The sequence below is a fragment of the Lelliottia sp. genome (assembly GCF_045627565.1).
GTDB lineage: Bacteria > Pseudomonadota > Gammaproteobacteria > Enterobacterales > Enterobacteriaceae > Enterobacter.
The window spans coordinates 161483-181290 of sequence record NZ_JAZQNX010000008.1 but is presented as its reverse complement, the minus strand read 5'-3'; the positions used below and the strand labels follow the sequence as shown (position 1 = coordinate 181290).

General features: G+C 53.3%; 20 protein-coding genes. 10 read left to right on the top strand and 10 right to left on the bottom strand.

The window, feature by feature from the left end:
* Positions 1-18: 18 nt before the first annotated feature.
* Positions 19-837 (top strand): pyridoxal phosphatase, encoded by an 819-nt coding sequence (locus tag ACKI5T_RS05725; RefSeq protein ID WP_407436215.1) that lies wholly within the window; start codon positions 19-21, stop codon positions 835-837.
* Here ACKI5T_RS05725 and modC read toward each other — a convergent pair whose 3' ends face one another.
* From modC to ACKI5T_RS05705, 4 genes are all read right to left on the bottom strand, one after another.
* Positions 838-1896, bottom strand: coding sequence for a molybdenum ABC transporter ATP-binding protein ModC (gene modC, locus ACKI5T_RS05720; protein ID WP_407436213.1), 1059 nt, complete (start codon positions 1894-1896; stop codon positions 838-840). It lies immediately after the preceding gene.
* A gap of 2 nt (positions 1897-1898) precedes the next feature.
* On the bottom strand, positions 1899-2588 hold the full coding sequence (gene modB, locus ACKI5T_RS05715) for a molybdate ABC transporter permease subunit (RefSeq protein WP_012016655.1): 690 nt from the start codon (positions 2586-2588) through the stop codon (positions 1899-1901).
* Positions 2588-3361, bottom strand: a complete 774-nt coding sequence (modA, locus tag ACKI5T_RS05710) for a molybdate ABC transporter substrate-binding protein (protein WP_407436211.1) — start codon at positions 3359-3361, stop codon at positions 2588-2590. Before modA ends, modB begins: the two co-directional genes overlap by 1 nt.
* Positions 3362-3539: 178 nt before the next feature.
* Positions 3540-3689: an AcrZ family multidrug efflux pump-associated protein gene (locus ACKI5T_RS05705; RefSeq protein WP_012016653.1), complete on the bottom strand. Its 150-nt coding sequence runs from the start codon at positions 3687-3689 to the stop codon at positions 3540-3542.
* A gap of 127 nt (positions 3690-3816) precedes the next feature.
* Here ACKI5T_RS05705 and modE point away from each other — a divergent pair, with 127 nt between their 5' ends.
* The 7 genes from modE (at position 3817) to gpmA (ending at position 11685) form a co-directional block, all read left to right on the top strand.
* Positions 3817-4605 (top strand): molybdenum-dependent transcriptional regulator, encoded by a 789-nt coding sequence (gene modE, locus ACKI5T_RS05700; protein ID WP_407436209.1) that lies wholly within the window; start codon positions 3817-3819, stop codon positions 4603-4605.
* A gap of 67 nt (positions 4606-4672) precedes the next feature.
* Positions 4673-6145, top strand: a complete 1473-nt coding sequence (modF, locus tag ACKI5T_RS05695; RefSeq protein WP_407436207.1) for a molybdate ABC transporter ATP-binding protein ModF — start codon at positions 4673-4675, stop codon at positions 6143-6145.
* A gap of 201 nt (positions 6146-6346) precedes the next feature.
* Positions 6347-7363 (top strand): UDP-glucose 4-epimerase GalE, encoded by a 1017-nt coding sequence (galE, locus tag ACKI5T_RS05690; RefSeq protein ID WP_407436205.1) that lies wholly within the window; start codon positions 6347-6349, stop codon positions 7361-7363.
* A 12-nt stretch (positions 7364-7375) separates the two neighbouring features.
* Complete coding sequence (galT, locus tag ACKI5T_RS05685; RefSeq protein WP_407436203.1) at positions 7376-8422, top strand: galactose-1-phosphate uridylyltransferase; 1047 nt, start codon at positions 7376-7378, stop codon at positions 8420-8422.
* A 3-nt stretch (positions 8423-8425) separates the two neighbouring features.
* Complete coding sequence (galK, locus tag ACKI5T_RS05680; RefSeq protein WP_407436201.1) at positions 8426-9574, top strand: galactokinase; 1149 nt, start codon at positions 8426-8428, stop codon at positions 9572-9574.
* Complete coding sequence (gene galM, locus ACKI5T_RS05675; RefSeq protein ID WP_407436199.1) at positions 9568-10608, top strand: galactose-1-epimerase; 1041 nt, start codon at positions 9568-9570, stop codon at positions 10606-10608. The genes galK and galM overlap by 7 nt, the downstream gene beginning before the upstream one ends.
* A 324-nt stretch (positions 10609-10932) precedes the next feature.
* Positions 10933-11685, top strand: coding sequence for a 2,3-diphosphoglycerate-dependent phosphoglycerate mutase (gene gpmA, locus ACKI5T_RS05670; protein WP_012016646.1), 753 nt, complete (start codon positions 10933-10935; stop codon positions 11683-11685).
* Between the two features lie 59 nt (positions 11686-11744).
* On the opposite strand, the gene aroG is transcribed toward gpmA, so the two are convergent.
* Positions 11745-12797 (bottom strand): 3-deoxy-7-phosphoheptulonate synthase AroG, encoded by a 1053-nt coding sequence (aroG, locus tag ACKI5T_RS05665; protein WP_407436197.1) that lies wholly within the window; start codon positions 12795-12797, stop codon positions 11745-11747.
* A 320-nt stretch (positions 12798-13117) separates the two neighbouring features.
* Here aroG and ACKI5T_RS05660 point away from each other — a divergent pair, with 320 nt between their 5' ends.
* Both ACKI5T_RS05660 and zitB read left to right on the top strand, forming a co-directional pair.
* Positions 13118-13516 carry a YbgS-like family protein gene (locus ACKI5T_RS05660; RefSeq protein WP_235135716.1) on the top strand — a complete coding sequence of 133 codons (399 nt, stop codon included), beginning with the start codon at positions 13118-13120 and terminating at the stop codon, positions 13514-13516.
* Between the two features lie 118 nt (positions 13517-13634).
* On the top strand, positions 13635-14573 hold the full coding sequence (zitB, locus tag ACKI5T_RS05655) for a CDF family zinc transporter ZitB (protein WP_407436195.1): 939 nt from the start codon (positions 13635-13637) through the stop codon (positions 14571-14573).
* On the opposite strand, the gene pnuC is transcribed toward zitB, so the two are convergent.
* The 5 genes from pnuC to xapA form a co-directional block, all read right to left on the bottom strand.
* Positions 14570-15289 (bottom strand): nicotinamide riboside transporter PnuC, encoded by a 720-nt coding sequence (gene pnuC / locus ACKI5T_RS05650; RefSeq protein WP_407436193.1) that lies wholly within the window; start codon positions 15287-15289, stop codon positions 14570-14572. The genes zitB and pnuC overlap by 4 nt on opposite strands.
* Positions 15290-15325: 36 nt before the next feature.
* The gene (gene nadA / locus ACKI5T_RS05645) at positions 15326-16369 is read right to left on the bottom strand and encodes a quinolinate synthase NadA (protein ID WP_407436190.1); all 1044 of its coding nucleotides are present in this window, start codon (positions 16367-16369) and stop codon (positions 15326-15328) included.
* A gap of 336 nt (positions 16370-16705) precedes the next feature.
* Positions 16706-17590, bottom strand: coding sequence for a LysR family transcriptional regulator (locus ACKI5T_RS05640; protein WP_407436188.1), 885 nt, complete (start codon positions 17588-17590; stop codon positions 16706-16708).
* 68 nt (positions 17591-17658) lie between these two features.
* Positions 17659-18915 carry a nucleoside permease gene (locus tag ACKI5T_RS05635; protein ID WP_407436186.1) on the bottom strand — a complete coding sequence of 419 codons (1257 nt, stop codon included), beginning with the start codon at positions 18913-18915 and terminating at the stop codon, positions 17659-17661.
* Positions 18916-18968: 53 nt separating this feature from the next.
* Positions 18969-19793, bottom strand: coding sequence for a xanthosine phosphorylase (gene xapA, locus ACKI5T_RS05630; protein WP_407436183.1), 825 nt, complete (start codon positions 19791-19793; stop codon positions 18969-18971).
* Between the last annotated feature and the right edge of the window lie 15 nt (positions 19794-19808).

The window sequence follows — 19808 nt, the reverse complement described above, 5'->3', positions numbered from 1 at the left end:
ATTAACCCGGAAGAACAAATGACCTCGCGTGTGATTGCACTGGATTTAGACGGTACACTGCTAACCCCTCAAAAAACCCTGCTTCCCTCTTCGCTTGAAGCACTTAAACGTGCCCAGGAAGCGGGATATCAACTCCTGATCGTCACGGGTCGACATCACGTTGCCATTCATCCTTTTTATCAGGCACTGGCGTTAGATACACCTGCAATTTGTTGTAACGGGACTTATTTGTATGATTATCAAACAAAAACGGTTCTTGAGTCCGATCCGCTGCCTGTCACTCAGGCGCTGCAACTGATTGACCTGCTGGATGAACATGACGTTCACGGGCTGATGTACGTCGACGATGCGATGCTGTATGAACGCCCAACCGGGCATGTGATCCGCACTAGCAACTGGGCGCTGACGCTGCCCGAAGCCCAGCGTCCGGTGTTTACCCAGGTGTCTACTTTGCGTCAGGCCGCGCAGGATGTGAACGCTATCTGGAAATTCGCGCTAACGGATGAAAACACGCAAAAGCTGAACGAATTCGCGGCGCACGTGGAGCAAACGCTAGGGCTGGAGTGCGAGTGGTCGTGGCACGATCAGGTGGATATCGCCCGCAAAGGCAACAGCAAAGGTAAACGTCTGACGCAGTTTGTCGAATCTCAGGGCGGATCAATGCGCGATGTGATTGCCTTTGGCGATAACTATAACGACATCAGCATGCTGGAAGCGGCGGGTACAGGTGTGGCGATGGGCAATGCCGACGATGCGGTGAAAGCGCGCGCTAACGTGGTGATCGGCGACAACACCGCCGATAGCATCGCGCAGTATATTTATACTCACCTGCTGTAATCAGGTGGTGATCGAGACGCTCTTGATTTGCGCGTAAAGCCACAGGCCAGGCTTGATACCAAGTTCATCCCTGGCCCACGGGCTGATGCGCGCCCAGAGCGTCTTGCTGCCGATTTCAAGCTGTACTTCCACCTGCCCGTTATCATCGAAACATTGCGCCACTTTGGCGCGCAGAATATTTCGGATACTGGATTGCAGCGGCGGCTGCAGTACCAGCGAAACATCAGACGCCTGAATGCGGATCCGCAGCGCAGTCTGCAACGGTTTTTCAATCTTGTTGACCCACAGATGCTGATCGCCCAGCGCCAGCGCCGTCATGGCGTAGTGCGGGTGGTGCTCCAGCACGCTCACTTTCAGCACGCTGCTTTGCTGCTCTTTCGGCAGCCACGGGTGCATGACGCTGCTACCCCACACCTCTTCCAGATTGCCAAAGGCTTTCACGCTGCCGTTTTCCAGCACCAGCACCTTATCTGCCAGATGTAAAATCTCATCCAGAGAATGGCTGACATACAGCATCGGAATATTTATTTCGCGCGCCAGACGCTGGAGATACGGCAACAGCTCGCGTTTACGCGGGATGTCGAGCGAGGCCAGCGGCTCATCCAGCAGCAGCAGTTCTGGCGCAGTCAGCAGCGCGCGACCGATGGCGACGCGCTGTTTTTCACCGCCAGAAAGCGACGATGGCAGACGCTCAAGTAAGGTTTCAATCCCAAGCAACGCCACCAGCTTATCAAACTGCCCGGCCATGCTTTTCGCCATGCCGTAGCGCAGATTGCCGTGCACGTTGTAATGCGGGAACAGGCGCGCATCCTGGAACACATAGCCAATGCGACGCTTCTCTGGTGCCAGGTAAATCTTCTTTTCGACGTCGTTTAGCACACGATCGTTAAGCGCAATGCGGCCCGTTTGCGGACGCGTCAGGCCGCTAATCGCGTTGATAAGCGACGTTTTACCCGCGCCCGATACGCCAAAAACAGCGGTGATCCCTGATGCAGGCAGCGTTTCGTTGAGCGTCAACGTGTGGTCGCCCATCGTTTGGGTGAAATTGAGTTCCAGCATGATTATTTCCCCATCCGCTCGCGGCTAAGACGCGCCAGCCATTCAGAAATCAACAGTGACACCAGCGCAAGGACGATGGAAATAATGCACAGTCGGGCCGCCGCACTTTCGCCGCCAGGCGTCTGGATCAGGGTATACATGGCCGACGGGATGGTGCGCGTTTCGCCAGGAATGTTTGACACAAACGTAATGGTCGCGCCGAATTCGCCAAGCGACCGGGCAAAAGCCAGCACCGTGCCAACAATAATTCCCGGCAGGGTCAGCGGCAGCGTGATGGTGAAGAAGACGCGCCAACGCCCGGCACCGAGCGTACGCGCAGCTTGCTCCAGTTTGATATCCACCCCTTCCAGCGCGAGGCGAATCGCCCGCACCATCAGCGGGAAGGACATCACCGCCGCTGCCAGCACCGCACCGCGCCAGGTGAACGCCAGCGTCAGGCCAAACCAGTCATACAGCCATTCGCCGATAAAACCACGGCGCCCCATGGCGATCAGCAGTAAATAGCCGACCACCACCGGCGGCAACACCAGGGGAAGATGAAGAATACTGTCGAGCAACGTTTTGCCCGGAAACTGGCAGCGAACCAGCAGCCAGGCAAAAAAGATCCCAAAGGGCAAACTAAAGGCTACGGCCAGGGAAGAGACTTTAAGGCTGAGAATCACAGCCTGCCATTCAGGATCGGTCAATATCATCAGTGAGTCGTAAATCCGTAACGTTTAAAGATAGCTGACGCTTCAGGCCCCTTCAGATAGTCATAGAAGGCGCTGACCGTCGCATTTTTGTGTCCATCAACAATCGCAATCGGGTACTCGACTTTCTTATGAGAGTCTTCAGGGAACGTACCGACCACTTTCACGCCTTTACCGGCAACCGCATCAGAGCCGTAAACGATACCCAGCGGGGCTTCGTTACGCTCGACCAGCGCCAGCGCACCGCGCACATCTTCGGCGGGTGCCAGTTTCGGAGATAATGTATCCCAGGCACCCAGTTTTTGCAGCGCTTCTTTGGCGTAGATCCCGGCTGGAACATGATCCGGATCGCCCACCGCCAGACGCCCGTCTTTCAGCAGGCTGGCCCAGTGGGTCTCTTTGTTAATCGCTACCTCGCCCTGTGCGCTCGCTTTAGGTGCGATAACAACCAGACTGTTGCCCAGCAGCGTTTCACGGGTTGCGGTGTCGATAGATTTCTTCTCGACCGCATAATCCATCCATTTCTGATCGGCAGAAATAAACAGATCGGCAGGTGCGCCCGCTTCAATCTGGCGCGCCAGCGTTGACGACGATGCGAAAGAAGAGACCACATCAACGTTTTTCTCTTTCTTGTACTGCGCCGCGATATCCTGCAGGGCATTGGTCAGCGATGCCGCTGCAAAGACCGTGATTTTGCTTTCTTCTGCCAGTGCATGTCCGGTGAGAGAAAGCGTCAGCGTTGCCCCTGCAAGAAGGCGTAGTAATGTACGTGCCATTTTTATCTCCTGTTAGCCTCGTTATATACAAATAAATATAACGATATCTGCAGGGAAGTCCTAGCGTTAAATCGTACCGATTAATGAGTAACGCGTTCTGACATTGGGAATACTATCGGCGCAGGAGGGAGAAACTTGAGAGCAAAACGCCCGGTCAGACCGGGCGTTTAGAAAGGAATCAATGCTGCTTTTTAGGGTGGTCTTTATGACCGATGTTCGAAAATACGTTGAACACTTCACCCAAGCCGTAGATGGCGCCGAGGATGATGGCCATCACTACGGGTACCATGATCACGGCGAATACCAGACTTTTCAACAACTCTAACATGGTGTTCTCCAGACATTGTGAGTGACGTATTCTACCCTGAAAAGTGAGAAAAACATCCCCTTTTGTGCGGTAGTCTTTGCGCATCCGAGCAATTGGGTCACAATACTCTTTTTGCCAGGACTTTGTTATGCAGGCCGAAATTCTCCTTACCCTTCGACTTCAGCAGAAGCTTTTCGCCGATCCGCGACGCATTGCCCTGCTTAAACAAATAGAGCAAACCGGCTCAATTAGCCAGGGGGCGAAAAACGCCGGTATCAGCTACAAAAGCGCGTGGGACGCCATCAATGAGATGAATACCCTGAGTGAGCAAACGCTGGTCGACAGAGCGACTGGCGGTAAAGGGGGCGGTGGCGCGGTGTTAACGCGATACGGCCAACGCCTGATTAAGCTGTACGATTTGCTGGCGCAAATTCAGCAAAAAGCCTTCGATGTCCTGAGCGATGACGATGCCCTTCCACTCGACAGCCTGCTGGCAGCCATCTCCCGCTTCTCGCTGCAAACCAGCGCACGCAATCAGTGGTTTGGCACCGTGACGGCACGCGATCGCGCTCAGGTGCAACAGCACGTGGATATTCTTCTCGCCGATGGCACCACGCATCTGAAGGTGGCGATTACGGCGCAAAGCGGTGAACGACTCGGACTCGACGAAGGCAAAGAGGTGCTGGTGCTGCTCAAGGCGCCGTGGGTGAATATCACGCGAGATGCCGAACAGGCCAAAACGGCGGATAACCAACTGCGCGGCACAATCAGCCAGATAGAACGCGGTGAAGAGCAATCAGAAGTGCTGATGACGCTGCCTGACGGACAAACCCTGTGCGCGACGATCCCGGCCGCTGGCGCAGACGATCTGACAGAAGGTGGCGAAGTGACCGCATATTTCAATGCTGACCGGGTGATTATCGCCACGTTGTGCTGAGTGCATTGACAAACCTGCCGACAGTGCGTATCCCTGAAGATTATCGCTGCACTAAATGGGATACTTCATGTCATCATTGCATATTTCGCAAGGCACGTTTCGTCTTAGCGACACCCAGACGCTGGCCCTTCCTGATATCACTTTACGCGCAGGCGAAAGCTGGGCATTTGTGGGCACTAACGGTAGCGGAAAATCCGCATTCGCGCGTGCGCTGGCAGACGAACTGACGCAGCTGAAAGGCGAACGTCAGTGCAACTTTACGCGCCTGACGCGTCTTTCCTTTGAGCAGTTGCAAAAACTGGTCAGTGACGAATGGCAGCGCAACAACACGGATCTGCTCAGTCCTGGCGAAGACGATACCGGCCGTACCACGGCGCAGATCATCCAGGACGAGATTAAAGACGACGCCCGCTGTCGACAGCTGGCAGAGCAGTTCGGTATCTCCGCGCTGCTGGGGAGGCGTTTTAAATATCTCTCCACGGGTGAAACCCGAAAAACCCTGCTATGCCAGGCGCTGATGAGCGCCCCTGACCTGCTGATTCTTGATGAACCTTTCGACGGGCTGGATGCGCAATCCCGCGCGCAGCTGGCGTCCCTGCTAGCCACGCTGAATCAGGAAGGTTATACCCTCGTTCTGGTGTTAAACCGTTTTGATGAGATCCCCGATTTTGTGCAGTTTGCAGGCGTACTGGCCGATTGCGCCCTGGTGGAAACCGGCGAAAAAGCGACGCTTTTGCAGCAAGCGCTGATCTCGCAGCTGGCGCACAGCGAAAAGCTGGACGGTATCGCACTTCCGGAACCGGACGCGCCCGCGGCTCAGCACGAATTAGATAGCCACCAGCCGCGCATTCAACTGCACAATGGCGTCGTGTCCTACGAAGATCGCCCTATTCTTAATCAGCTCACCTGGACCGTGAATCCGCGCGAGCACTGGCAAATTACCGGCCCCAATGGCGCGGGTAAGTCGACGCTCTTGAGCCTGATCACAGGCGATCATCCCCAGGGATATAGCAATGATTTAACGCTGTTTGGCCGCCGTCGCGGGAGCGGTGAAACCATCTGGGATATTAAGAAACATATTGGCTACGTCAGCAGTAGCCTGCATCTGGATTACCGCGTCAGCACCACGGTGCGAAACGTGATTTTGTCAGGCTATTTCGACTCTATCGGAATTTATCAGGCGGTGTCTGACAGGCAGCAAAAACTGGCGCAGCAGTGGCTGGATATTCTGGGTATGGACAAACGCGTGGCGGATGCACCGTTTCACAGTTTGTCGTGGGGGCAGCAGCGTCTGGCGCTCATTGTGCGCGCGCTGGTCAAGCACCCTACGCTGCTGATCCTCGACGAACCGCTACAGGGTCTGGACCCGCTTAACCGGCAGCTGGTCCGTCGCTTTGTGGACATTCTGATTAGCGAGGGTGAAACGCAGCTGTTGTTTGTTTCACACCATGCAGAGGACGCCCCGTCTTGCATTACCCACCGCCTGGCCTTTGTGCCGGAGGGTGAAGGCTATCGCTACGAATTCACCCGCATTGGCTGACATCACACAGGGGCCTCGGCCCCTTTTTCAGACAAGTGGCATCATTACATCCCTATCTCTTTGATTTAAAATGCCTGCACATCGCCAGAAAGCGTGCATGACAATCGGTGTAACCGATTCCACTATTTTATCCCATGTCACACTTTTCGCGTCTCTGTTATGCTATGGTTAATACATACCATAAGCCTAATGGAGCGAAAAATGCGAGTTCTGGTAACAGGTGGTAGCGGTTACATTGGAAGTCATACCTGTGTACAACTGCTGCAAAATGGCCATGACGTCATCATCCTCGATAACCTGTGCAATAGTAAGCGCAGCGTTCTGTCCGTTATCGAACGCCTTGGCGGCAAGCAGCCCACTTTTGTGGAAGGCGATATCCGCAACGAAGCGTTGATGACCGAAATTCTTCACGATCACGCGATCGATACGGTTATCCACTTTGCCGGTCTGAAAGCCGTCGGCGAATCCGTCGCGAAGCCGCTTGAATACTACGATAACAACGTTAACGGCACCCTGCGTCTGGTAGCCGCGATGCGCTCCGCGAACGTGAAAAACTTCATCTTTAGCTCTTCTGCGACCGTCTATGGCGACCAGCCAAAAATTCCTTACGCTGAAAGCTTCCCGACCGGCACGCCGCAAAGCCCGTATGGGAAAAGTAAATTGATGGTGGAGCAGATTCTGACTGACCTGCAAAAAGCGCAGCCGGAATGGAGCATCGCCTTGCTGCGCTATTTCAACCCGGTCGGCGCGCATCCATCGGGAGAGATGGGCGAAGACCCGCAGGGCATTCCTAATAACCTGATGCCTTACATCGCGCAGGTTGCCGTGGGTCGTCGTGATTCTCTGGCGGTCTTTGGCAATGATTACCCAACGGAAGACGGCACGGGCGTGCGTGATTACATCCACGTCATGGATTTGGCCGACGGACATGTGGCTGCGATGCAGCAGCTGGCGCACAAGCCTGGCGTGCATATTTATAACCTCGGCGCAGGCATTGGCAGCAGCGTGCTGGATGTCATCAACGCGTTCAGCAAAGCCTGCGGTAAGCCAGTAGCCCATCACTTCGCGCCACGCCGCGAGGGCGATCTTCCGGCTTACTGGGCAGATGCCACCAAGGCCGATAAAGAGCTTAACTGGCGTGTGACCCGCACGCTTGATGAAATGGCACAAGATACCTGGCGCTGGCAGTCACGCCATCCCCAGGGCTATCCGGACTAAGGATCCTCCGTCATGACGCAATTCAATCCCGTCGATCATCCACATCGGCGTTTTAACCCGTTAACCGGCCAGTGGATTTTGGTTTCACCACATCGCGCTAAGCGTCCGTGGCAAGGGGCGCAAGAAACGCCGGCCAAACAGACGCTGCCACAGCACGATCCGGATTGTTTCTTATGTCCGGGCAATACCCGCGTCACGGGCGATAAAAACCCCGATTATCAAAGCACTTACGTTTTCACTAACGATTTTGCTGCGCTGATGACCGACACACCGGACGCGCCGGAAAGCGCGGATCCGCTGATGCGCTGTGAAAGCGCACGCGGCACCAGCCGGGTGATTTGTTTCTCGCCCGATCACAGCAAAACGCTGCCGGAACTGAGTATCAGTGCGCTGACCGATGTGATCAAAACCTGGCAAGATCAGACCGCTGAGCTTGGCCAGACCTATCCCTGGGTGCAGGTGTTTGAGAATAAAGGTGCGGCGATGGGCTGTTCTAACCCGCATCCGCACGGCCAGATATGGGCGAACAGTTTTCTGCCGAACGAAGTTGAGCGCGAAGACCGCCTGCAAAAAGCCTATTTCGCCGAAAATCAGTCTGCGCTGCTGGCCGATTACGTGCAGCGTGAAATGGCCGACGGTAGCCGTACGGTTGTCGAGACTGAACACTGGCTCGCTGTGGTGCCGTACTGGGCGGCGTGGCCGTTCGAGACGCTGCTGCTGCCAAAAGTACACGTTCTGCGCCTTACCGATCTGACGGAAGAGCAGCGCGATGATTTGGCGCTGGCGCTGAAAAAACTGACCAGCCGCTACGACAATCTTTTCCAGTGCTCATTCCCATATTCGATGGGCTGGCACGGCGCGCCGTTTAATGATGAAGATAATCAGCACTGGCAATTGCACGCTCATTTCTACCCGCCGCTGCTGCGTTCAGCGACGGTACGTAAATTTATGGTCGGCTACGAGATGCTGGCGGAAACCCAGCGTGATTTGACGGCAGAACAAGCAGCTGAACGTCTCCGTGCCGTTAGCGATGTGCATTACCGCGAATCAGGAGTCTAAAAAATGAGTCTCAAAGATAAAACACAATCCCTGTTTGCTGAAACATTCGGCTACCCTGCCACCCACGCGATTCAGGCACCTGGCCGCGTGAACCTGATTGGTGAGCACACCGATTACAACGACGGTTTTGTGCTGCCGTGTGCGATCGATTATCAAACCGTTATCAGCTGTGCAAAACGCGATGACCGCATCGTGCGCGTCATTGCGGCGGATTATGATAATCAAACCGACGAGTTTTCGCTCGACGCGCCGATCGTGGCACACGATACACAGCAGTGGTCTAACTACGTTCGTGGCGTGGTGAAGCACCTGCAAATGCGTAATAAGGATTTTGGTGGCGCGGACCTGGTGATCACCGGTAACGTGCCGCAGGGCGCGGGGTTAAGCTCTTCCGCGTCTCTCGAAGTCGCCGTGGGGACGGTCTTCCAGCAGCTGTATCACCTGCCGCTGGACGGCGCGCAAATTGCCCTGAATGGCCAGGAAGCTGAGAACCAGTTCGTGGGCTGCAACTGCGGCATCATGGACCAGCTGATCTCTGCTCTTGGTAAAAAAGAGCACGCGCTGCTGATCGACTGCCGCTCGCTCGGCACCAAAGCGGTTCCCCTGCCAAAAGGCGCGGCGGTGGTGATCATCAACAGTAATTTCAAACGCACGCTGGTGGGCAGCGAATACAACACCCGCCGCGAGCAGTGCGAAACCGGGGCGCGTTTCTTCCAGCAACCGGCGCTGCGTGATGTCTCTCTAAACGAGTTCAATAAAGTGTCTTACGAGCTGGATCCCATCGTGACCAAACGCGTTCGCCACGTGTTGACCGAAAATGCACGCACCGTTGAAGCCGCGTCAGCACTGGCGCAGGGCGATTTGAAACGGATGGGCGAACTGATGGCTGAATCGCACGCGTCTATGCGCGACGACTTCGAAATCACCGTTCCGCAAATCGACACGCTGGTGGAGATCGTCAAAGCGACTATCGGCGACAAAGGCGGCGTACGCATGACCGGTGGCGGCTTCGGCGGTTGTGTTGTCGCCCTCATCCCGGAAGAGTTGGTCCCTGCCGTTCAGGACGCCGTTTCACAGCAATATGAAGCGAAAACCGGAATCAAAGAAACCTTCTACGTCTGCAAACCTTCACAAGGAGCGGGTCAGTGCTAAACGAAACACCTACGCTTGCCGCCGATGGCCTGCCGTACCGGCTGTTAACCCTGCGCAACAGCGCGGGGATGGTGGTCACGGTCATGGATTGGGGCGCAACTTTACTTTCTGCTCGCGTTCCGATGCCTGACGGCAGCGTGCGCGAAACGCTGCTCGGCTGCTCGTCGCCGGAGCAGTATGTGAATCAGGCCGCGTATCTCGGTGCATCCGTGGGCCGTTACGCGAACCGCATCGCGAAAAGCCGTTTTACGCTCGACGGTGCAGATTACGCGCTTTTACCAAGCCAGGGTGAAAACCAGCTTCACGGTGGGCCTGAAGGGTTCGACAAACGCCGTTGGCGTATCGTGCAGCAGAATGACTGTGAGGTCCTGTTTGCGCTGGAATCTGCTGATGGCGATCAGGGCTTCCCCGGCCACCTGTCTGCGTCAGCGAAATTTACGCTGACAGAAGATAACCGCATCTCAATTGAGTACCGTGCGACAGTCGACAAGCCATGCCCGGTGAACATGACCAATCATGCGTATTTCAATCTGGATGGCGACCAGTCCGACGTCCGTCAGCATAAGCTCCAGCTGCTGGCCGATGCCTGGTTGCCGGTCGATGAGATGGGTATTCCTTCTGAAGGGCTAAAAGCCGTTGCCGGTACGAGCTTTGACTTCCGCACACCTAAAACCATCGCGAAAGAGTTCATGAGCGATGATGACCAGCGCAAGGTGAAAGGCTACGATCACGCGTTCTTGCTGCAGGCGAAAGGGGATGTCACCCAACCCGCCGCGCAGGTGTGGTCTGCAGATGAAAAACTGCAAATGACGGTGTTCACCAATGCTCCTGCGTTGCAGTTTTATTCGGGCAACTATCTCGGCGGAACGCCGGCGCGCGAACAAGGTGATTACAGTGACTGGCAGGGTCTGGCGCTGGAAAGTGAGTTTTTGCCTGATAGCCCGAATCATCCAGAATACCCGCAGCCGGACTGCATTCTGCGACCGGGTTCGGAGTACGTCAGCCTGACGGAATATCAGTTTATAACGCATTAATCTCAAGCCCTCCGCTCGGAGGGTTTTTTTTTGTCCATCTTGCTGAAAATAGCGCCATTCACAGACAAAATCATAACCCGCAATTCACAAGCAGCTTACACTGGGCCACTATTTTCGCTATGGTTAGGGTTAAGCGTTGCCGCTGGCCCCGCCACGGCAATATAATGAGAATTGTTATCATTCAACGCGTACAATCATTCATGCTGCGTCAAACCGGATAGCCTGAAAAAGCCAGGAGCAAATCTGTGACTGGGTTTTGAGAGCGACGTCAACCAGAGGCAGCGTGAGAGATGAAGCGCAAATAAAGCTTATGAGGAGTGAGATATGGCTGTAACTAAGCTGGTTCTGGTGCGCCACGGCGAAAGTCAGTGGAACAACGAAAACCGCTTCACCGGTTGGTATGATGTTGATCTGTCTGAGAAAGGCGTGGGCGAAGCAAAAGCTGCAGGTAAACTGCTGAAAGATGAAGGCTTTAGCTTTGATTTTGCTTACACCTCAGTGCTGAAACGTGCCATCCATACTCTGTGGAACGTTCTGGATGAACTCGATCAAGCCTGGCTGCCGGTTGAGAAATCCTGGAAGCTGAATGAGCGTCACTACGGTGCGCTGCAGGGTCTGAACAAAGCTGAAACCGCTGAAAAATACGGTGACGAACAGGTTAAGCAATGGCGTCGCGGCTTTGCGGTGACTCCACCAGAGCTGACCAAGGACGACGAGCGCTATCCGGGCCACGATCCGCGTTACGCTAAACTGACCGATGCCGAGCTGCCACAGACCGAAAGCCTGGCGCTGACCATCGATCGCGTTGTGCCTTACTGGAACGACACGATTCTGCCACGCGTGAAAAGCGGTGAGCGCGTGATCGTTGCCGCTCACGGTAACTCCCTGCGTGCGCTGGTGAAATACCTGGACAACCTGGGCGAAGAAGAAATTCTCGAACTGAACATCCCTACTGGCGTACCGCTGGTGTATGAGTTCGATGAAAACTTCAAACCAATCAAACGTTACTATCTGGGTAACGCTGACGAAATCGCCGCAAAAGCAGCGGCCGTGGCGAACCAGGGTAAAGCGAAGTAATTTTCGCCAGAGTAAAAAAAAGCGTGGAGCAATCCACGCTTTTTTATTTGTCCGAATAATTATCCGCGACGCGCTTTTACCGCGTTTGCCAGTTGACGCAGGATCGTATCGGTATCATCCCAGCCAATACAAGCATCCGTCACGCTCTTGCCGTAGACCAGCGGTTCGCCGCTCTCCAGATTCTGATTGCCTTCTACCAGATGGCTCTCAATCATCACGCCAATCACCGCGTTCTCGCCGCTAATCAGTTGCTGACAAACGTCAGCGCCGACTTCCATCTGCTTTTTGAACTGTTTACTGGAGTTGGCATGACTGAAATCAATCATCACTTTCGCTGAAAGGCCTGCTTTTTCCAGCCCCGCTTTAACTTCTTCGACATGCTTAGCACTGTAGTTTGGCTCTTTGCCACCACGCAGAATAATGTGGCAGTCGCCGTTACCGCTGGTATTCACAATCGCGGAGTGACCCCATTTGGTCACGGACAGGAAGCAGTGTGGCGCACCCGCTGCGTTGATAGCATCGATAGCCACTTTAATCGTGCCGTCCGTCCCGTTTTTGAAACCAACCGGACAAGACAGCCCTGACGCCAATTCGCGGTGCACCTGGGATTCGGTGGTACGGGCACCAATTGCACCCCAGCTCATCAAATCGGCAAGGTATTGCGGAGTGATCATATCCAGGAACTCACCTGCCGCAGGCAGGCCAGCATCGTTAATTTCCAGAAGCAGTTTGCGCGCAATACGCAGTCCATCGTTGATCTGGAAGCTGTTGTCCATGTGCGGATCGTTGATCAGCCCTTTCCAGCCTACCGTGGTACGCGGCTTTTCAAAATAGACGCGCATGACCACTTCCAGCTCACCTTTCAATTCCTCGCGAAGCGTGAGCAGACGCGCGGCATACTCTTTCGCTGCAGCGGGATCGTGAATGGAACAGGGACCGATGACGACCAGCAAACGATCGTCATTGCCATTAAGGATTTTGTGGATCGCTTTACGGGCATGAGAAACGGTATTCGCTGCGTTTTCAGTGGCGGGAAATTTCTCAAGGAGCGCTACAGGGGGTAATAACTCATTGATCTCTTTAATACGTAAATCGTCATTCTGATAATTCATGATCGTTCCGGCTTAGCCATATATTTGGTAATGAATGCAATCCTTTCAATCTAACTTGTCGGCCAGGAAGTGTAAACGGGCTTTTACACTTCTCACGGATAATTCCTGGAATTACGCTAATAAACGCCACAAAGTAGCGAAAAGCGAGATGTACCCTACACTTTTTAAATGTAATAACTCTATTTATATGTTTTAACATGATTCTATTCTGACATAACGCCAGACTTCAGAATCTTTAACCACTGAGCGAAACCCTCTTTCGCCTTTGCACTGTTGGACGAAGTTATCCAGCAAATAACAACCAGAACAGGAGCATCATGATGAAAATGACTAAACTGGCAACGCTTTTCCTGACAGCAACGCTGACAATGGCAAGCGGCGCCGCACTCGCAGCCGACACGTCAAGTTCTGATAACAACGGCCAGGCCAACGCGGCGGCCAGCGCAGGCCAGGTCGCACCGGATGCTAAACAGAACGTAGCCCCTAATAATGTTGATAACAACAATATCAACACCGGGAGCGGCAACAGCAGCGGAACGATGCTGCATCCGAACGGTACCGATTCAGGCACGATGAACCATGAAGGCATGACCAAAGACGAAGTGCACAAAAACTCAATGTGTAAAGACGGTAAATGCCCAGACATGAACAAAAAAGTTGAAACCGGCAGCGGTGACAACAGCGAAGTAGACACCAAAACGGACGGTACAACTCAATAATGGGTTGTTTTACGAACGTGTCGCCTGAAGATAAAAGGAGAGCTGAAGCTCTCCTTTCTTTTTTGTGCAAAATGTTAAAAAATCAAAATGTAAAATACTCACTCATCAGGACATTTTCATGGCGCATGCACATTCTCACTCCGATTCGCCGCGGGACGACAACGCCAGGCGCTTGATGTTCGCGTTTGGCATCACCGCGACCTTTATGGTGGTCGAGGTGATTGGCGGGTTGATCTCTGGCTCGCTCGCTTTGCTGGCTGATGCGGGACATATGCTCACCGACGCCGCCGCTCTGCTGTTCGCCCTCATCGCAGTGCATTTTTCCCGTCGCCCGTCCAATACGCGCCATACTTTCGGCTGGCTAAGGCTTACGACGCTCGCGGCTTTCGTCAATGCTATCGCGCTGGTCGTCATAACGATTTTGATTGTGTGGGAAGCTTTCCAGCGTTTTCGCCATCCGCAACCCATCGCCGGAATGACGATGATGGTGATTGCCATTACCGGATTGCTGGCAAATATCGCAGCATTCTGGATTTTGCATCGTGGCAGCGGAGAGAAGAACCTGAACGTGCGCGCAGCAGCGCTGCATGTCTTGGGCGATCTGCTCGGGTCGGTGGGTGCCATTGTGGCGGCGCTGGTGATTATCTATACCGGCTGGACACCCATTGACCCGATTTTGTCGGTGCTGGTGTCATGTCTGGTCTTACGTAGCGCCTGGGGTTTGTTACGGGAGAGCGTGAATGAACTGCTGGAAGGTGCGCCAGTTTCTATGGATATTCCTGCGCTAAAACGCAATCTATCTCGCTCCATCCCGGAAGTGCGTAATGTTCACCACGTTCATGTCTGGCAGGTGGGCGAGAAACCCGTCATGACGCTGCATGTTCAGGTTGTTCCTCCACATGACCATGATGCGTTGCTGGGCCGTATTCAGCACTTTCTCGAGCACCACTACACTATTTCACACGTCACCATTCAGATGGAGTATCAGCCCTGTAATGGACCGGACTGCCATCTCAATGAGACGCAGCCCGATCATTCACATCATCACCCTCATTAACGGGAAAGTGCGCGTGAGCCACGCTGACGCGCGCTGTTAATCCACATCCGACTGCCGTTGAGGGCGATAAATGTGAGAAGCAGGTATTCCAGCGACATCGCGTAAACGCCCTGCAAGGCAAAGATCACCACGCTTATCACATTGATGATGACCCACAGCAGCCAGTTTTCGACGTATTTTCGCGTCATCAAAATCATCGCTGCGATGGAAAGCACCATCATACAGGAATCCCAGAACGGGAAGGCGTCAGGCTGCAGCTCAGGCATTGTTACGTTGAGTCCAAGGCTGCTCATTACCGAGACGGCGATGTGCGTGAGATAGCCAAATACCGGGTTGATGTAGACCGTCATCAGACCGATGGCGACGACGCAAGCCGCAAGCCATGCGATAGCCTTAGGCAGCGGTAGCCAGCGAATTTGCAGTTCTGCCTCCTGCTGGCTGTTTTGCCGTGACCACGCGTACCAGCCGTAAATATTGGCAGCAAAGAAAAAAAGTTGCAGCAAGAGACTGGCATAGAGCTGAATCTGGAAAAAAATAATCGCAAAGAGCGTCACGTTGACCAGGCCGAACGCATAGTTACTGATCTTCTCCAGACTCGCCAGCCAGATACAGAGCAGGCCCGCTATCGTGCCAACAGCTTCAATCCATGACAGGTCGTAGCCACCCGTCCCGATCGGAATATGAACCAGAATGTTCTGCGTGCTAAAAAAATCCATCTCTTCCCCTGACCGCGTATAACGCGTTGTCTTAAATCAAGAACGTAGTGTAGCCGCAAATTCCAGCATCCGGTTAAGCGGAAGTAATGCGCCTTCACGTAAAGCTGCATCAACATGGATTTCGTGTGCCGCGCCGCCCGACTCCAGGCCGTCGGCAATCGCTTTAAGCCCGTTCATCGCCATCCACGGACAATGCGCACAGCTGCGGCAAGTTGCCCCTTCCCCGGCTGTGGGTGCTTCAAACAGCTCTTTTTCCGGCACCGCTTGCTGCATCTTATAAAAGATACCGCGATCGGTTGCGACGATAAGCTTCTGCTGCGGCAACGTTTTCGCCGCGTTGATCAGTTGGCTGGTAGAGCCGACGGCATCTGCCATATCGACAATCGACTGGGGTGACTCTGGATGAACCAGAATGGCGGCTTCGGGATAGAGTGCCTTCATGCGTGCCAGCGCCTGGGTTTTAAACTCGTCATGAACGATACAGGCTCCCTGCCAGCAAAGCACATCCGCGCCCGTTTGCTTTTGCACATAGTTTCCCAGATGTTTATCTGGTGCCCAAATGAGCTTCTGGCCGAGGCTATCGAGATGCTCGATCAGCTCGACGGCAATACTGGAGGTGACAACCCAGTCAGCACGGGCTTTGACCGCAGCGGAGGTATTGGCATACACCACGACGGTCCTGTCAGGATGCGCATCGCAAAATGCGCTGAACTCTTCGATCGGGCAGCCCAGATCAAGCGAGCATTCCGCATTCAGCGTCGGCATCAAAATAGTCTTTTCCGGACTCAGAATTTTCGCTGTTTCGCCCATAAAGCGAACGCCTGCCACCAGAAGCGTTGACGCAGAATGCTTTGCCCCAAAACGCGCCATCTCAAGAGAATCAGAAATACATCCGCCGGTCTCTTCAGCCAGCTGTTGAATTTCAGGATCGGTGTAATAATGCGCCACCATCACGGCATCACGCTCTTTCAGCAAACGTTTGATTTTCTCACGATAAAACTGTTTTTCGTCCAGATTTAACGGTACAGGTTTAGGCGGAAAAGGATAGATTGCGGCTTCAGGATCAAACATCACGCTCATCAATTGCATCTCGTTTTGCTGGCTTAACCGTTTTGCGCTATTTCGAGGGAACTTAGCAAAAAGGTCAGCAACCATGTTTTATATACTAAACAAGATAGCGAATTTGACGTGAAAAGTCACAGGAATTGAAAAGCAAAAAGGCACCTTTTTGCTTTGGTGGGTCGTGTAGGATGACCCGAGTCTGCTCTAGAACAGGGGCGTCGCCTGCGGCTCCGGTGCCTCACTGCGTTCGGCTCGAACCTGCTGCAGGTTCGAATCTTTCAAATCGCAGATAGTAAAAAAGCGCCTTTAGGGCGCTTTTTTGCTTTCTGCGATTTGAGCAGATTCGGATCTGCTCTACACTTTCAATCCTTCGATTAATTTCTCGACTGCTGGCGTCGCCTGCTTCTGGTCATAGACAACATATAAATCTGCGGGAATGCGCTCTTCCAATGGGCGGAACACCACACCTGGCCACTGCATTTGTGCGTAGCTGTCTGCTGCAAGCGTAATCCCCATTCCCATGCTGATCATCGCCAGTACCGTCTGCGGCTCGACGGCCTCGCGAACAATCAATGGTGTAAAGCCTGCTTGCTGGCATACGCCATGCAGAAATGCCCAGTCGGAATGCGCCGAGGGCATTGTGACAAAATATTCGTTTTGCAGTTCGGTTAACGAAACGGCGGACCGTCCGACCAGACGGTGATCCTCCGGCATCGCGACCAGAAACGAGGCGGCACTTAAATTGATGCTGGTAAAACCCGCCGAAGGATGCGTCGCCATCCGCCAGATCCCAACATCCAGCTCACGTCGTTCGAGCAATGCCATCTGCATCACCGGTGATTTTTCACGGAAAACAACGTCAACGTTTGGGTGCGCTTTTAAAAACGCCCGCATCAGCAAACGTACTTCGCTCCACATTGCCGTTCCGACAATACCCAGTTCAATCCGCCCCGCTTCGCCCCGGCCAATCTGTTCTACACGCGCAAGTGCCTGGCCTGCACTGGCAAGCAGACGTCGGGACTCTTCCATCAGAATTTTGCCTGCATGAGTCAAAGCAACGCTTCTTGAATGACGAATAAACAGCAAGGTACCGAGCTGACTTTCCAGCTCTTTAATATGTAGACTCAAGGGAGGCTGGGACATGTTAAGACGGGCCGCAGCCCGTCCAAAATGCAGTTCCTCAGCGACAGCAAGAAAATAGCGCAGCAGTTTAAGATCGGTACGATAAACGCGTTCCATCAAAGCATACCCGGCAAAAAAAATCTCATTCGCCACCTTAATGCCTTTTCCGTAACAAATGACACATTTTAATGTGTAGCGGTGCGCATTGTGCTGTTTTCAGGTGTGTGGCGATAGTGAAAGCTAAACCAAAAGATGACAGACAGCATCAAGGCATAGGACGCGAATACCAACCATATCGTCTGCCAGTCTTTTACGCCATCCACTGAGAAAAAGTCCACTGCCATGCCGCTCAGAATTGCGCCCAGGTATGCGCCTACGCCGTTCACCATCGTCATAAATAGCCCCTGAGCACTGGCACGAATATCAGAACTCACCTCCTGCTCGACAAACACTGAGCCAGAAATATTGAAGAAATCGAACGCACATCCATAAACAATCATCGACAACATCAGTAAAGCGAAACCAATTCCGGACGGATCGCCGAAAGCAAACAATCCAAAACGTAGCATCCAGGCGATCATGCTCATCATCATCACCGTTTTGATGCCGAAACGCTTAAGAAAATAAGGAATGGTCAGAATGAAAAATACCTCTGACATTTGCGATACAGAGAGCAAAATCGATGGGTATAGAACGATATAGCTGTCGGCAAATTCAGGATTACGCGCAAAATCATGCAGAAAGGGGCTGCCAAAGGTATTCGTGATTTGCAAAACAGCGCCCAGAAGCATGGCAAACAGAAAAAATACCGCCATGCGGGGTTGTTTAAAGAGGACAAATGCATCAAGTCCGAGCTTGCTGATAAGCGTTGCACTGGCTTTGTTCTGCACTACAGGAATTTTGGGGAACGTCATCGAATAGAGCGCTAAAACCAGAGATGAACCCGCAGCGATATAAAGCTGTACGTTACTCAGTTCAACGCCCATCAAACTAATTGTCCACATTGCAGCGATAAAACCCACCGTGCCATACACGCGTACAGGTGGGAAATGATTCACTGTATCCAGCCCTGCCTGCTCCAGACACGAGTAAGAAATCGTATTGGAGAGCGCAATCGTAGGCATAAACGCCATTGCGTTAATGAGCATCACCCAGAACATCAGACCGGGCTCGTTAATATGCGCGGCATAACACAGCGCAACTGCGCAGACGAGATGACAAATCATATACGCGCGGTCAGCGCGAAGCCATTTATCAGCAATTATGCCCACCAGCGATGGCATCACAATCGCGGCAAGGCCTTTAGAGCTGTAAACCATACCAACGTCGGAACCGGTAAAATGTAGGGTGTTAATCATGTAAGAACCGAGGGTGACCAGCCAACTCCCCCAGATAAAATATTGCATAAAGGACATCATTTTTAAGCGAGTCGTGATGTGCATATCACATTCCTTATTGCAGCAGGTGGCCCTTACAGGCCACTTTTTTTTATTAATCAGGCAATTTTGCGTAAAAATCCACGGATAAGATCGATGAAGTTCTGTCGAGAGAGTTCTGCCGCGGCCAGCGTTTGTTCATGGGACAGTTTCACATCGCCAAGCCCTTCCGCCAGGTTGGTAATTGCCGAAACGGCGACGACTTTCAGCCCGCAATGACGGGCTGAAATCACCTCAGGTACGACTGACATTCCCACCACATCCCCGCCGATAATTTGCATCATGCGGATCTCGGCAGCAGTTTCGAAATTGGGTCCGGGATAGGAGACAAAGACACCTTCGCTGAGCGCAAAACCCTCTTCATTCGCAACGGCTTGTAAGATTGCGCGAGCTTCAGGATCGTAGGCATTCGCCAGAGAGAAAAAACGCTCGCCAAAGCGCTCGTCATTCAAGCCCACCAGCGGCGTACCCGGCATGGTATTGATATGGTCATTAAGCGCAACAAGGCTCCCAGGCCCTACGTCCAGTCGCAAAGAACCAGCCGCGTTAGTGCTGAACAAGAACTCACAGCCGAGCAATTTAAAAGTGCGGATCGCCTCAGTCATTACCGTCATTCCGCGGCCTTCATAGAAATGCCCACGGCCTTTCATGCACGCAACGGGAACGCCCGCCAGATGACCTAATACCAATTCACCGGCATGGCCGTGGACGGTACTGACAGGAAAACCAGGCAATTTGTCGTACGAAATCGCAACGGCATCTTCAATCTGATCCGCAAGCGCTCCCAGTCCAGAGCCAAGAATAAAGGCTACTCGGGGAGTGAAATCAGGTTTGGCGGTACGAATAATATCAGCGCAATACCACGGATTATTTGAGAGGGTCATGGAGGCTCCTTCAGG